10 protein-coding genes are annotated in these 13,718 nt (G+C 63.0%); 9 read left to right on the forward strand and 1 reads right to left on the reverse strand.

The genetic code is table 11. The annotated features are described in order from the left end of the window. Nucleotides 1–27 precede the first annotated feature (27 nt). Complete coding sequence (locus LK440_RS15700; RefSeq protein ID WP_005017628.1) at nt 28–771, forward strand: hypothetical protein; 744 nt, start codon at nt 28–30, stop codon at nt 769–771. 115 nt (nt 772–886) lie between these two features. Here LK440_RS15700 and LK440_RS15705 read toward each other — a convergent pair whose 3' ends face one another. Further along, nucleotides 887–2,107, reverse strand: coding sequence for an ISL3 family transposase (locus tag LK440_RS15705; RefSeq protein WP_005011985.1), 1,221 nt, complete (start codon nt 2,105–2,107; stop codon nt 887–889). Between the two features lie 353 nt (nt 2,108–2,460). On the opposite strand from LK440_RS15705, the gene LK440_RS15710 reads away from it, so the two are divergent. The 8 genes from LK440_RS15710 (at nt 2,461) to LK440_RS15745 (ending at nt 13,710) form a co-directional block, all read left to right on the forward strand. After that, the gene (locus tag LK440_RS15710; RefSeq protein WP_005017627.1) at nt 2,461–7,200 is read left to right on the forward strand and encodes a glutamate synthase-related protein; all 4,740 of its coding nucleotides are present in this window, start codon (nt 2,461–2,463) and stop codon (nt 7,198–7,200) included. An 8-nt stretch (nt 7,201–7,208) separates the two neighbouring features. Next, nucleotides 7,209–8,675 carry a glutamate synthase subunit beta gene (locus LK440_RS15715; protein ID WP_005017625.1) on the forward strand — a complete coding sequence of 489 codons (1,467 nt, stop codon included), beginning with the start codon at nt 7,209–7,211 and terminating at the stop codon, nt 8,673–8,675. Nucleotides 8,676–8,875: 200 nt separating this feature from the next. Beyond that, nucleotides 8,876–9,511 (forward strand): OmpW/AlkL family protein, encoded by a 636-nt coding sequence (locus tag LK440_RS15720; protein ID WP_005017624.1) that lies wholly within the window; start codon nt 8,876–8,878, stop codon nt 9,509–9,511. Between the two features lie 64 nt (nt 9,512–9,575). After that, on the forward strand, nt 9,576–10,556 hold the full coding sequence (locus tag LK440_RS15725; RefSeq protein WP_005017622.1) for a tripartite tricarboxylate transporter substrate binding protein: 981 nt from the start codon (nt 9,576–9,578) through the stop codon (nt 10,554–10,556). Nucleotides 10,557–10,737: 181 nt separating this feature from the next. Then, nucleotides 10,738–11,574: an ABC transporter ATP-binding protein gene (locus LK440_RS15730; RefSeq protein WP_005017621.1), complete on the forward strand. Its 837-nt coding sequence runs from the start codon at nt 10,738–10,740 to the stop codon at nt 11,572–11,574. Then, nucleotides 11,571–12,353 carry a lipid asymmetry maintenance ABC transporter permease subunit MlaE gene (gene mlaE / locus LK440_RS15735; RefSeq protein ID WP_005017617.1) on the forward strand — a complete coding sequence of 261 codons (783 nt, stop codon included), beginning with the start codon at nt 11,571–11,573 and terminating at the stop codon, nt 12,351–12,353. The genes LK440_RS15730 and mlaE overlap by 4 nt, the downstream gene beginning before the upstream one ends. A gap of 12 nt (nt 12,354–12,365) precedes the next feature. Next, complete coding sequence (gene mlaD / locus LK440_RS15740) at nt 12,366–12,854, forward strand: outer membrane lipid asymmetry maintenance protein MlaD (RefSeq protein ID WP_005017615.1); 489 nt, start codon at nt 12,366–12,368, stop codon at nt 12,852–12,854. 64 nt (nt 12,855–12,918) lie between these two features. Continuing rightward, entirely contained in the window at nt 12,919–13,710 is a 792-nt protein-coding gene (locus LK440_RS15745) for an MlaA family lipoprotein (protein WP_005017613.1), read from the forward strand. The last annotated feature ends 8 nt before the right edge of the window (nt 13,711–13,718 follow it).

Here is a 13,718-nt window from a genome sequence, read left to right on the forward strand (position 1 = left end):
CGCGCTTGCGCCACCGCGAGACTTCCTATGGCCCGTCTGCCCCGTCTGTATGCTCCAGGGCTGCCCCAATTGGTGCAGGCCAACTTTGTCCAGTCGCTGGCATCGCCTTCGCAGCCCGCACCCTCGGACATCCTCAATCAGCTGGCCGGTTGGTTAGGCGAGTCTGCGCAGCGCCACAAAGTCGCCGTGCACGGCTGGGTCCTGGCCAATGACCGCATCTTGTTGCTGGCCACGCCTGCCGACGAAGAAGGTCTGCCGCGCCTGATGCAGACGCTGGGCCGCAATCTGGCCGCCCGGCTGCGAGGCGGGCGTGTGTTCGCTGGACGCTACCGCTCGGCCCTGCTCGAGCCAGGCGTCTGGGTGATGCCCTCACTGGTCTGGCTTGAAACTTATCCCGTACGCAGCGGTTCGTCCGTCGAGGCCGACACCTGGCCCTGGTCTTCCGCGGCCAGCCATACCGGCGGCTCCAGTGTGGCGGCCGCGCAGTGGCAATCCGATCATGCGGACTACTGGTCTTGCGGCAATACGCCATTTGACCGCCAGGCCAATTACCGCAAGTTGCTGCATGACGGCCTGTCGCGCGACCAGACGCAACGCATCGAGCAGGCCGTCTCTGGGCAATGGGCGCTGGGTGGGCCGGACTTCATCGCCAGCCTCACGCACACCGCCAGCCGCCGGGTCGCACCTGGGCAACGTGGGCGTCCGCGCAAAAAACCCGCTTCGCTCTCGCCAGAGGGCTCCGACGACCTGCCGCCTGGCACGCCCAACTGACCATTACCCGGCCCCCTGGCCGGGTAATGTTTTTTGGTTGGCACGCCATCGCCATGGCATGTCACGGCCCCCGAATTTGTGCGCCTGCCACGTCAGCACAGCGCCTTTTTTTGGTTCATCGAGGAATACCGGGGAATGCAGACCGGATCTTGAGGAAGAAGTACTCCTGATCGCGGTAGCCGTAGGCGCGGCGCTTGATGACTTTGATGGTGTTGTTGATGCCCTCGACGATGCTGGTGTTGAGCCGGTGGCGACAGCGAGACAGAATCCCGTGCAGATAGGCTTTTAGCTTGAGCGCGAAGTGAGCCAAGGCGGCGATGCCGCTGCCCTGAGCCTGTTGCAGCCAGTGATCCCATGCCTGGCGGGCGTAGCCGGGGTGTTGGTAGAACCACAGCTGTTTGAGCTCATCGCGCATCAGATAAGCGGTGAGCAAGGGCTGGTTGGCCTGGAGCAACTCGTCCAACTTTACCGATTGGCACGGATCGAGGTTTTTGCGATTGCGCAGCAGTAGCCAGCGACTGGACTTGATCACCCGGCGGGCCGGCTTGTCGTGCCGCAACTGGTTCGCTTGGTCTACACGCACCCGGTCTATCACTTCACGGCCGTACTTGGCCACGACGTGGAACAGGTCGTAGACGATCTCGGCGTTGGGGCAGTTGGCCTGAATCTCCAGCTCATAGGCCGTCGTCATGTCGATCGCTACGGCCCGGATCTGCTGGGCAACCCCAGTTGGCAGTTGTTCGAAGAAGGCTCTGGCCGTCTCGCGCGAGCGGCCATCACCGATCCATAGCACCTGACGGCGGATCGGATCGACAACGACCGTGGCATAACGATGGCCCTTGTGTAGAGCGAACTCGTCCATCGCTAGGTAGTGGATCTGGCTCCAGTCCGGCTCTTGGATCGCCCGTCGCAGCAGGGCCTTGTCCAGCGCCTTGACCGTGTGCCAACCCAGTTGGAAGAAGCGCGCCACGGCCAGAATGTTGCTGGACTCAAGCAACTGGCTGACCGCCTCGGCCAGCCGGTCGGTCACTCGCTGGTAACGGCCCAGCCAGCTCAGCCTCTCCAGATGCGGTCCACCGCACTGCTCGCACCAGACCCGCCGACGCGGCACTACCAGCGTCACTCGCAGCGCCATTAGCGGCAGATCCCGCACCCGGCGCGTGGTCGTCTCATGCACCTGCCGACATCGGTTGCCGCAGTGCTCGCAGTGCATCGTTCGCGCTGAAGGCTTCAGGTAAATCGTGACCGTCCGGCTCTCACCTTCAGGCCACACGACCCGCTCCACCCGATAACCTTCCCACCCACCCAACCTCTCGATCGTCTTGCGGTCCAGCATGATCCCGGCCTTGATCCTTGAAAAATCAAGGATCAAGCGTAACGGCAATCAAGCACGGCTCCACGCTATTCCGCGATGAACCTTTTTTTGGCCGTTTTGTGGCTATTTAATCAGGGACGAATCAACGGGATTTTCCGCTTGCTACCAAATTAAACTAGGGACGCATTAAAGGGAGAAATTCCAACCCATTGATATAACGTCAAATTAATGTCGTCCCCAATTAATTCCAAACTAAATTAGCAGGAATATATTTAGGGACAAAACATCAAAATACAACTTGCACTCGCTCCTTGCAGGGGGTAACTTCACCGTGCACTGCACCATTTACGACGCAGGCCACTGCGGAGCGCGTTATGTCCCATACCCCCCAAAAAGAATCCTGTCGCCCGGTTGCGGCGGTTGCCATCGATGCCTCGCGCATCGGCCTGCCTGCCGCACAAGGTCTGTACAGCCCCCTGAACGAACATGACGCCTGCGGCGTCGGCTTTGTCGCCCATATCAAAGGCCGCAAAAGTCACGCCATCATCCTGCAGGGTCTGAAGATCCTTGAGAACCTCGACCATCGTGGCGCCGTCGGTGCCGACAAACTGATGGGCGACGGCGCGGGCATTCTGATTCAGATTCCGGACACGCTGTACCGCGATGAAATGACGCAACAAGGCGTCACCCTGCCGCCTCCGGGCGAGTACGGGGTGGCCATGGTGTTCCTGCCCAAGGAAACCGCCTCGCGTCTGGCCTGTGAGCAAGAGCTGGAGCGGTCGGTGCGCGCCGAGGGCCAGATCGTGCTGGGCTGGCGCGACGTGCCCGTGGACCGCGACATGCCCATGTCGCCGACCGTGCGCGATTGCGAACCCGTCATCCGCCAACTGTTCATCGGCCGTGGCGCCGACGTGATGGTGCCCGATGCTCTGGAGCGCAAGCTCTATGTCATCCGCAAAACGGCCAGCCATGCCATCCAGAACATGCGTCTGGCGCATGGCAAAGAGTACTTTGTCCCGTCGGCCTCAGTGCGTACCGTGGTCTACAAGGGTCTGCTGCTGGCCGACCAGGTCGGCCGCTACTACCGCGACCTGGCGGATCCGCGCACCGTGTCGGCCCTTGCCCTGGTGCATCAACGCTTCTCGACCAACACCTTCCCGGCCTGGCCCCTGGCTCACCCCTACCGCATGATCGCCCACAACGGCGAAATCAACACGGTCAAGGGCAACTTCAACTGGTTGCGCGCCCGTGAAGGGATGATGCAATCGGCCGTGCTGGGCGACGATCTGAAAAAGCTCTATCCCATCGTCTACGAAGGCCAGTCGGATACCGCCACATTCGACAACTGCCTCGAATTGCTGGTCAACTCCGGCTACTCGCTGGCCCACGCGATGATGATGATGATCCCGGAAGCCTGGGAGCAGCATACGCAGATGGACCAGAGCCGTCGCGCCTTCTACGAGTATCACGCGGCCATGATGGAACCGTGGGACGGCCCGGCGGCGGTGGCCTTCACCGATGGCCGCCAGATCGGCGCCACCCTGGATCGCAATGGCCTGCGTCCGGCACGTTACTTGGTCACCGATGACGACATGGTCATCATGGCTTCCGAAGCCGGCACGCTGTCCATCCCCGAAAACCGCATCGTCAAGAAGTGGCGCCTGCAGCCAGGCAAGATGTTCCTGATCGACCTGGAGCAGGGCCGCATCATCGACGACAGCGAGATCAAATCCCAGCTGGCCAACAGCCGTCCCTATCGCCAGTGGATCGAGCGGCTGCAGATCAAACTGGAGTCGCTGCCCGCGCCGCGTTCCAACTCGCCTGCCACGCAGACCCCGGTGTCTCTGCTGGATCGCCAGCAAGCCTTCGGCTGGACTCAGGAAGATTACAAGTTCATCCTCGAACCCATGGCGAACACCGGTGAAGAAGTCATCGGCTCCATGGGCAACGATGCGCCGCTGGCCGTGCTGTCGAACCGCGCCAAGCCGTTCTTCAACTACTTCCGTCAGCTGTTTGCTCAGGTAACCAACCCGCCGATCGATCCGATCCGCGAGCAGATGGTCATGTCGCTGGTGTCCTTCATCGGCCCCAAGCCCAACCTGCTGGACATCAACAACGTCAACCCGCCGCTGCGCCTGGAAGTCTCGCAGCCGGTGCTGGATTTCGCCGCCATGGCGCAGATCCGTGACATCGATCAAGTCACCGGCCAGAAGTTCCGCAGCTACGAACTGGATATCACCTATCCGGCGGCCTGGGGTTCGGAAGGCATCGAAGCCCGCGTGGCAGCCTTGTGCGCCCGCGCCGTCGATGCCGTGCAAAGCGGCTACAACATACTCATCGTCTCCGACCGCCTGGTCGACAGCGAACGCGTTGCCATTCCGGCGCTGCTGGCCACCTCGGCGGTGCACCAGCACCTGATCCGCGCCGGCCTGCGCACCAACACCGGCCTGGTCGTGGAAACCGGCTCGGCCCGCGAAGTGCATCATTTCGCGCTGCTGGGCGGCTACGGCGCCGAAGCCGTCCACCCCTACCTGGCGCTGGAGTCGCTGGGCCGCATGAGCAGCCCTGAAAAAGCCGTCAAGAACTACATCAAAGCGGTAGGCAAGGGCCTGAACAAAGTCATGTCCAAGATGGGCATTTCCACCTTCATGTCCTATTGCGGCGCGCAGATTTTCGAAGCGGTCGGCCTGCAACGCGAGCTGGTCGAAAAGTACTTCACCGGCACGGCCTCCAACATCGAAGGCATCGGCATTTTCCAGGTCGCCGAGGAAGCGTTGCGCATGCACCGCGCAGCGTTCAGTGCCGACCCCGTGCTCGAGAACGCGCTGGACGCAGGCGGCGAGTATGCCTTCCGCGTCCGCGGCGAAGAGCATATGTGGACACCGGACTCGATTGCCAAGCTGCAACACGCGTCGCGCTCGAACAACTACCGCACGTACAAAGAGTACGCGCAGATCATCAATGACCAGAGCCGGCGCCACATGACGCTGCGTGGTCTGTTCGAGTTCCGTGTCGACCCGGCGCGTGCGATCTCGCTCGACGAAGTCGAACCGGCCAAAGACATCGTGCGCCGCTTTGCCACGGGCGCCATGTCGCTGGGGTCCATCTCCACCGAAGCCCACTCGGTGCTGGCCGTGGCCATGAACCGTATCGGCGGCAAATCCAACACCGGCGAAGGCGGCGAGGACGAACTGCGCTATCGCGCCGAAATGCGCAAAGGCAAGAGCACGATCAAGGACGGCGACACGCTTGCTTCGCTGCTGGGCAGCGACCGCATCGAAGCCGATGTGCCGCTCAAGAAGGGCGACTCGCTGCGCTCGCGCATCAAACAGGTGGCATCGGGCCGTTTCGGCGTGTCCGCTGAGTACCTGTCGAGCGCCGACCAGATTCAGATCAAGATGGCGCAGGGCGCCAAGCCCGGCGAGGGCGGCCAGCTGCCTGGTCACAAGGTGTCCGAGTACATCGCCAAGCTGCGCTATTCCGTGCCTGGCGTGGGCCTGATTTCGCCGCCGCCGCACCACGACAGCTACTCGATCGAAGATCTGGCTCAGCTGATTCACGATCTGAAGAACGTCAACTCGCGCGCCTCGATCTCCGTCAAGCTCGTCTCCGAGGTGGGTGTGGGCACCGTGGCTGCCGGCGTGGCAAAGGCCAAGGCCGATCACGTCGTGATCGCGGGTCACGACGGCGGCACGGGCGCCTCGCCCGTCTCGTCCATCAAGCACGTCGGCACACCCTGGGAACTCGGCCTGGCCGAGACCCAGCAGACGCTGGTGCTCAACCGCCTGCGCAGCCGCATCCGTGTGCAGGCCGACGGCCAGATGAAGACCGGCCGCGACGTCATCATCGGTGCGCTGTTGGGCGCCGATGAGTTCGGCTTCGCGACGGCCCCCCTGGTCGTCGAAGGCTGCATCATGATGCGCAAGTGCCACCTGAACACCTGCCCGGTGGGCGTGGCCACGCAAGATCCGGAACTGCGCAAGAAATTCCAGGGCAAACCCGAGCACGTCGTGAACTACTTCTTCTTCGTCGCCGAGGAAGTGCGCGAGATCATGGCTCAACTGGGCATTCGCAAGTTTGAAGACCTGATCGGCCGCACCGATTTGCTCGATATGCGCACCGGCGTCGAGCACTGGAAAGCGCGCGGCCTGGATTTCCAGCGCGTCTTCCATCGGGTGAACTCCGACAGCGCCGTGCGCCACGTCGAAGAGCAGGATCACGGCCTGGCAGGTGCGCTGGACCACCAGTTGATCGAACGCGCCCGCCCTGCCATCGAGCGCGGCGAGAAAGTGTCCTTCATCGTGCCGGTGCGCAACCGCAACCGCACGATCGGCGCCATGCTCTCGGGCGCCGTAGCGGCACGCTATGGTCACGATGGCCTGCCTGACGACACTATCCACATCCAGTGCAACGGCACGGCGGGCCAGAGCTTTGGGGCCTTCCTGGCGCATGGCATCACCATGGACCTGGTGGGCGAAGGCAACGATTACGTCGGCAAGGGCCTCTCGGGTGGCCGGATCATCGTGCGCTCGCCCAATGATTTCCGCGGCTTCGGCCCGGATCACATCATTGCCGGCAATACGGTCATGTATGGCGCGCTGGCTGGCGAAGCTTTCTTCAACGGCGTGGCTGGCGAACGCTTCGCGGTGCGCAACTCGGGGGCGGCGACAGTCGTCGAAGGCACGGGTGACCACGGCTGCGAGTACATGACAGGCGGTACGGTCATCGTGCTGGGCGAGACCGGACGCAACTTCGCCGCCGGCATGTCGGGTGGCGTGGCCTATGTCTGGGATCCGGACGGCACGTTCAAGCACCGCTGCAACCTGTCCATGGTCGAACTCGAGGCGGTCGTTCCGCACACCGAGCAACAGGCCTTGGGCAATATCGAAATCTGGCACAGCGCTCAACGCGGCGGCGAGCGCGAGACAGACGAAACCATACTGCGCCGACTGGTGGAAGACCACTTCCGCTACACCGGCAGTTACCGCGCCCGTGAAGTACTGGGTGACTGGGAAGCCTCGCGCGGCAAGTTCGTCAAAGTCATGCCGACGGAATACCGCCGCGCCCTGGGTGAAATGTGGCGTGCAGCCAACCCGCAACAAATGGCTGCTTGAGGACCGACATGGGAAAGATCACTGGTTTCATGGAGTATCAACGCCTGCAAGAGGCGTCGGAAGCTCCGCAAAAGCGTCTGAAGAACTGGCGCGAGTTCGTTCTGCACTTGAACGATGATCAGGCCAAGCAGCAGGCGGCACGCTGCATGGACTGCGGCATTCCGTTCTGCAACAACGGCTGCCCGGTCAACAACATCATTCCGGACTGGAACGACCTCGTCTACCACCAGGACTGGCGGGCAGCGCTCGACGTGCTGCACTCGACCAACAACTTTCCGGAGTTCACCGGCCGCATTTGCCCGGCGCCCTGCGAAGCTGCCTGTACCTTGAATATCAACAGCGACGCTGTCGGCATCAAGTCCATTGAGCACGCCATCATCGACAAGGGTTGGGCCGAAGGCTGGGTGATCCCCAAGCTGCCCACGCGCAAGACCGGCAAGCGGGTCGCCGTCGTGGGCTCAGGCCCGGCCGGCCTGGCCTGCGCTCAACAGTTGGCCCGCGCAGGCCACGCCGTGACCGTGTTCGAGAAAAGCGATCGTATCGGTGGCCTGCTGCGCTATGGCATCCCTGACTTCAAACTCGAGAAGTCGCAGATCGACCGCCGGGTCGTGCAAATGGAAGCCGAAGGCGTGGAATTCGCGCCCTCGACCTTTATCGGCAATGCCACGGATCCCGCCGCCGACGGCCTGAGCGTGCGCAGCCCGCAGTCGCTGCTGGACGATTTCGATGCCGTGGTCATGAGCGGCGGCTCGGAGTTTCCCCGCGATCTGCCGGCTCCCGGACGCGAACTCGAAGGCGTCTACTACGCCATGGACTTCCTGCGCCAGCAGAACAAGGCCGTGGCCGGCGACCGCCTGAGCAATCAGACGCTGGCTCGCGGCAAGCATGTGGTCGTCATCGGCGGAGGCGACACCGGCTCCGATTGCGTGGGCACGAGCAACCGTCATGGCGCCTTGTCCGTGACTCAGTTCGAACTGATGCCGCAGCCGCCCGAGCAGGAAAACCGCGCCATGGTCTGGCCCTACTGGCCGCTTAAGCTGCGCACGTCGTCCTCGCACGAAGAGGGCTGCCAGCGAGATTGGTCGGTCACGACCAAGGCGTTCAAAGGCGCCAATGGCAAGATCGAGAAGCTCGTCGGCGCCCGTGTGGAATGGGTCAAGGACGAAGCCACGGGTCAGATGAAGATGCACGAGGTCGAGGGCTCGGAGTTCGAGGTCAAGGCTGACCTGGTGCTGCTGGCCATGGGCTTTGTATCCCCGGTGCAAAGCGTGCTCGACGCCTTTGGCGTGGACCGCGATGCGCGCGGCAACGTGCGCGCGAACACCGATGACTATCAGACCAATGTTTCCAAGGTCTTTGCCGCCGGCGATATGCGCCGCGGGCAGTCCCTGGTGGTCTGGGCCATCCGCGAGGGCCGCCAGTGCGCCCGATCGGTCGATGCCTTCCTGATGGGAAGCTCCGAGCTGCCGCGCTAAGCCGCCGGGACACGCACGCACGAGCCGGCCTGCGCCCTGCGCAGGCCGGCTTTTTGCTTTCCGGCGGTGCAAACCGGCTCCGTTGTGGCGGGATAAACACGCTTGCCGCATCAACGTCTAAGGGTTTGACCCAGGTCAAGGCCGGCCGGCGTTGGCTCTGCCAACCTGTACTCCTGCACCAAGATATCTGGAGAGAGGAAATGGATTCGGTTTTCAGGCACGCCCGCGCTATTGCCCTGGCCACACTCTGTGGCGTGGCCCTGTCCGCCCCCGCGTTGGCCCACGAGGAGGGCGACTGGCTCTTCAAACTGGGCGTGTCGCAAGTCCGCCCGAAGTCCAACAACGGCAGTGTGCTCAACGGCACGGTGGGGCTGGACGTCAACAACAATGTGCGCCCGTCGTTCACCGTCACTTACATGGCCACCCGTAACGTGGGTATCGAATTGTTGGGCGCCTGGCCGTTCCAGCACGATATCAACGGTAGCGGCCTGGGCAAAATCGGCAGCACCAAGCAACTGCCTCCCACGTTGAGCCTGCAATGGCATTTCCTGCCCGACAGCACGGTACAACCCTATGTCGGTGTGGGTCTTAACTACACCCATTTCTTTGACACCAAGGCGCGTGGCGCATTGGCCGGTTCAGATCTCAAGCTCAAGGACTCCTGGGGCGTAGCCGGCCAGCTCGGCGTAGACATCAAGTTGAACGAACGCTGGTTCGTCAATGCCGACCTGCGCTATATCGACATCTCGTCGAAGGTCAAACTCAATGGCGATCGCGTCGGCACGGCGCGCATCGATCCCTGGGTCGCCTCGGTTGGTGTGGGCTACCGTTTCTGACGCTGGCTTGCCGGCAGCGCATAATGCGCGGATCTAACTCAAATAACAGAGAGGAGTTCCGCGCATGCGTTTCTTTCGCCCCCTGCTTGCCGCTGGCCTAATCGCCGCCGCAGCCGGCGCCGCCCACGGTCAGGACACGGGCAACTGGCCCCGCGCCAAACCCATCACCCTGATCGTGCCCTATGCGCCTGGCGGCTTTGCCGATACGCGCGTGCGTATCCTGGCGCGCAAACTCGGCGAGGCGCTCCAGCAAACCGTCGTGGTCGAGAACAAGGCGGGCGCCGGAGGGGTCATCGGCACCAACCTCATTGCCAAGGCTGCACCCGACGGCTATACCATCGGCACGGGTAACCTGGCGCCGCTGACGGTCAACCCTTCGCTCATGCCCGATGTGCCTTATCAGGTCGACAAAGATCTGGCCCCGGTTATCCTGATCGAAAACAGCCCGCTGGTGCTCAGCGTCAACAACGAGGTCCCGGTCAAGAATCTGGCCGAACTCATCGCCCTGGCCAAGACCTCGCCAGGCAAGCTGACCTTCGGTTCGTCCGGAGTGGGCGGCGCTCACCACCTGTCGGGAGAGATGTTCCGCGAGCAGGCCAATATCGATATCGTGCATGTGCCCTACAAAGGCGGCAGCCTGGCGGCCACCGATCTGATGGGCGGCCACATCACCATGATGTTTGAAATGGGCTATTCGGCCCTGCCGGCCATCCGGGGCAAGAAAATCCACCCGATCGCCGTGACCTCGGCCAAACGTCTGGACGTCCTGCCCGAGGTGCCCACCATGGCCGAGTCAGGCGTGCCAGGGTTCGAGTCTTACAACTGGCAAGGGATTGTGGCGCCTGCCGGGACCCCCGCGCCCATCATCGCGCGGCTCAATACGGAGTTCAATCGCATTCTCAAGGATCCCGAGGTGCAAAAAGCCATCTCCGATACGGGCAGCCAGGCAGGCGGAGGCTCACCCGAGGCGTTCGGCACCTTCATCCGCGACGAAACCGCCAAGTGGGCCCGCGTCATCAAGGCCGGTAACATCACGCTGCAATAGCGATTTCCGCCCAGGGGCTGCCTTGATACCGGCCATGGCGGCCCCGTCCGGCGGAAAACACTGTTCCACCGGTGAGTCACCCTCGCGATGCACGAGGGGCTCGGGCTACAATGCCCCCTTTGCCAACCCCGCACGTGCCTTGGAGTCGTCTCAGGGCCGTCCAGTCACCCACCCGCTGCCCATGCCCGTTTCCACAAGCAACAGCTCGGATCTCGTACTGTCCTGCAAGGACGTGGCGCTGGGGTATGGCGACTTCACCGTGCTCTATGGCATCACGCTCGAGGTCAGCGCCGGCGAAGTCGTCGCCATCATGGGCGGCTCCGGGTCTGGCAAAACCACACTGCTGCGCGCAGCAACCGGTCAGATCGTGGCGCAGCGCGGCCAGGTACTGGCCTTTGGCCAGGATGTCGCGGCGGCCTCCGCCCAGACGCTGCAGGGCCTGCGCAAGCGCATGGGCGTGCTGTTTCAGCAGGGTGCGCTCTTTACCGACCTGAACGTCTACGAAAATGTTGCCTTTCCCCTGCGTGAGCACACCTCATGCAGCGAGGCCGAGATTCTCGATAAAGTGCTCGACAAACTCGACGCCGTTGGCCTGCGGGCCGCCGCGCATCTGCGCGTGGCCGAGATCTCCGGCGGCATGGCGCGCCGGGTAGCCCTGGCGCGGGCGGTCGTCCTGGAACCCGAACTCATTCTCTATGATGAGCCTTTCGCCGGGCTGGACCCCATCTCGATGGGCATCACCGCGCGCCTTATCCGGCATCTTTCCGACCGGCTGCACTGTGCCTCGGTGCTGATCACCCACGACATCCAGGAATCTTTCGCCATTGCCGACCGGGTCTACCTGGTGGGTCAGGGCCAGATGAAGGCGTGGGGCACCCCCGAGACGCTGAGCGGCTCCGAAGACCCCTATGTCCGCCAGTTCCTGGATGGCGCCCCCGACGGACCGGTCGCCTTCCGTTACCCGGAAACGCCCGCCTTCGAGGCCTGGCTGGGGCAACAGCAAGGACGCAAATCATGAGCGCCCGTTTCATTTCCGCCATCGGGGCCGGTGTCGGCAACGCCATCCGCAGCGTGGGCTATTTCACCCGGTTTTTTGGGGCTGTGCTCGCCCGATCGGGCATCGCCTTGCAGCGCCCGCGACTGGTCTCCCAACAGATCCACTTCATCGGCAACTATTCGTTGCTCATCATTGCCGTGTCCGGCATGTTCGTCGGGTTCGTGCTGGGCCTGCAGGGCTACTACACTCTGAATCGCTATGGTTCCGAGGAGGCGCTCGGCCTGCTGGTGGCCTTGTCACTGGTACGCGAGCTCGGCCCGGTCGTGACCGCGCTGCTGTTTGCCGGGCGTGCCGGTACCTCACTGACCGCCGAGATCGGCCTCATGAAGGCCGGCGAGCAGCTGGCTGCCATGGAGGTCATGGCGGTAGACCCCATGCGCCGTGTACTGGTGCCGCGCTTCTGGGGCGGCGTCATCGCCATGCCCATTCTGGCCGCCGTCTTCTCCATGGTGGGAATTCTGGGCGGCTGGGTGGTCGGCGTCGTAATGATAGGTGTGGATACCGGTGCATTCTGGTCGCAGATGCAAGACGGCGTCGACGTCTGGAATGATGTCGCCAATGGCGTCATAAAAAGCCTCGTTTTTGGTGTCACCGTGACCCTGGTGGCGCTGTATGAAGGCTGGCAGGCCCGCCCCACGCCGGAAGGCGTGGCGCGCGCCACCACCCGCACCGTGGTGGTGGGCTCGCTGGCCGTGCTGGGCCTGGACTTTCTCCTGACTGCCCTGATGTTTGGCAATTGATACGGATTCATCATGTCACGTGAAAAAACCGATTTCTGGGTGGGCCTGTTCGTGCTGCTGGGCGCTGCGGCGCTGGTATTCCTGGCGCTGCGCGCCGGCAATCTGAGCAGCTTCTCTTTCGCGCCCACCTACACACTCACCGCCAGTTTCGACAATATCGGTGGCTTGAAAGTACGCGCGCCGGTCAAAAGCGCCGGGGTAGTTGTCGGCCGCGTCTCGCAGATCAGCTTCGATGACAAGAGTTTCCAGGCCGTAGTCACCATGAACCTGGAAGTGCCCTACCAGTTTCCGTCCGACTCTTCAGCCAGCATCCTGACCTCCGGCCTGCTGGGTGAGCAATACATCGGCGTGACCCCGGGCAGCGAGGAAGAAAATTTTGCCGATGGCGGCAAAATCCGCTATACACAAAGCGCTGTCGTGCTGGAGCAACTGATCAGCAAGTTCCTCTACGGCACGGCTGAAAAGCAGGGCACGGCTGCAGGCGAGTCCGGCGCTCAGTAACTCCGCGCTGCTCAGCGGCCCGATATCACCACCCTACGAATACCTCTCGAAGGTGCGCTACACCATGAAGATGCAAGCCCTCACCCGCCTGACCACCATCGCAGCCGCCGGCGCCGTGCTGGCCGGGTGCGCCGCGTCGCAGCACCCGGACCCCAAGGACCCCTGGGAGGGCTTTAACCGTGGCGTGTACAAGTTCAACGACACGGTAGACCGGGCGCTGTTCAAGCCCGTCGCCCAGGGCTACACCTACGTCGTGCCGTCCCCCGTACGCACCTGCGTGCACAATGTGTTCAGCAACCTGGGCGATATCTGGGCCGGCGCCAACAGCATGCTGCAAGGCCGCGGTCACGACTTCATCAATACCCTGGGCCGCTTCCTGTTCAACTCCACCATGGGCATCGGCGGTTGTATCGACGTCGCCTCCATGAACGGCGCGCGCAAGATTCCCAATGACTTCGGCACCACGCTGGGCGTCTGGGGCTTCGGCCAGGGCCCATACCTCGTGCTGCCGTTCTGGGGCGCGAGTTCCGTGCGCGACGGCGTAGGCCTGATTGGCGACTGGAACGGCAACCAGTTAGCCACGGTCGGCCGTATCACCAACATCCCGCTGCGCAACTCGCTCTGGGGCCTGGAAGTCGTCGATGCACGCGCCAATCTGCTGGACGTGACCAACACCGTGGACCGCGTTGCGCTGGATTCGTACAGCTTCGTGCGCGACGCCTATCTGCAACGCCGCGCTTCCCTGGTGCGTGGCGACCGCGTCGGCGATGACGCCGATCTGCCCAACTACGATGACGACGACGAGGACGATACGCCTGCCCAGGTGACCCCCGCCGCTACCCAACCGGCCAAGTAACGCCGGGC

The sequence above is a fragment of the Bordetella holmesii genome (genome assembly GCF_020735985.1).
Taxonomy (GTDB): domain Bacteria; phylum Pseudomonadota; class Gammaproteobacteria; order Burkholderiales; family Burkholderiaceae_B; genus Bordetella; species Bordetella holmesii.

Coding starts and splice junctions, on each gene's coding strand:
- LK440_RS15700 (WP_005017628.1), top strand. CDS start 28: ATGGCCCGTCTGCCCCGTCTGTATGCTCCAGGGCTGCCCCAATTGGTG.
- LK440_RS15705 (WP_005011985.1), bottom strand. CDS start 2,107: ATGCTGGACCGCAAGACGATCGAGAGGTTGGGTGGGTGGGAAGGTTAT.
- LK440_RS15710 (WP_005017627.1), top strand. CDS start 2,461: ATGTCCCATACCCCCCAAAAAGAATCCTGTCGCCCGGTTGCGGCGGTT.
- LK440_RS15715 (WP_005017625.1), top strand. CDS start 7,209: ATGGGAAAGATCACTGGTTTCATGGAGTATCAACGCCTGCAAGAGGCG.
- LK440_RS15720 (WP_005017624.1), top strand. CDS start 8,876: ATGGATTCGGTTTTCAGGCACGCCCGCGCTATTGCCCTGGCCACACTC.
- LK440_RS15725 (WP_005017622.1), top strand. CDS start 9,576: ATGCGTTTCTTTCGCCCCCTGCTTGCCGCTGGCCTAATCGCCGCCGCA.
- LK440_RS15730 (WP_005017621.1), top strand. CDS start 10,738: ATGCCCGTTTCCACAAGCAACAGCTCGGATCTCGTACTGTCCTGCAAG.
- mlaE (WP_005017617.1), top strand. CDS start 11,571: ATGAGCGCCCGTTTCATTTCCGCCATCGGGGCCGGTGTCGGCAACGCC.
- mlaD (WP_005017615.1), top strand. CDS start 12,366: ATGTCACGTGAAAAAACCGATTTCTGGGTGGGCCTGTTCGTGCTGCTG.
- LK440_RS15745 (WP_005017613.1), top strand. CDS start 12,919: ATGAAGATGCAAGCCCTCACCCGCCTGACCACCATCGCAGCCGCCGGC.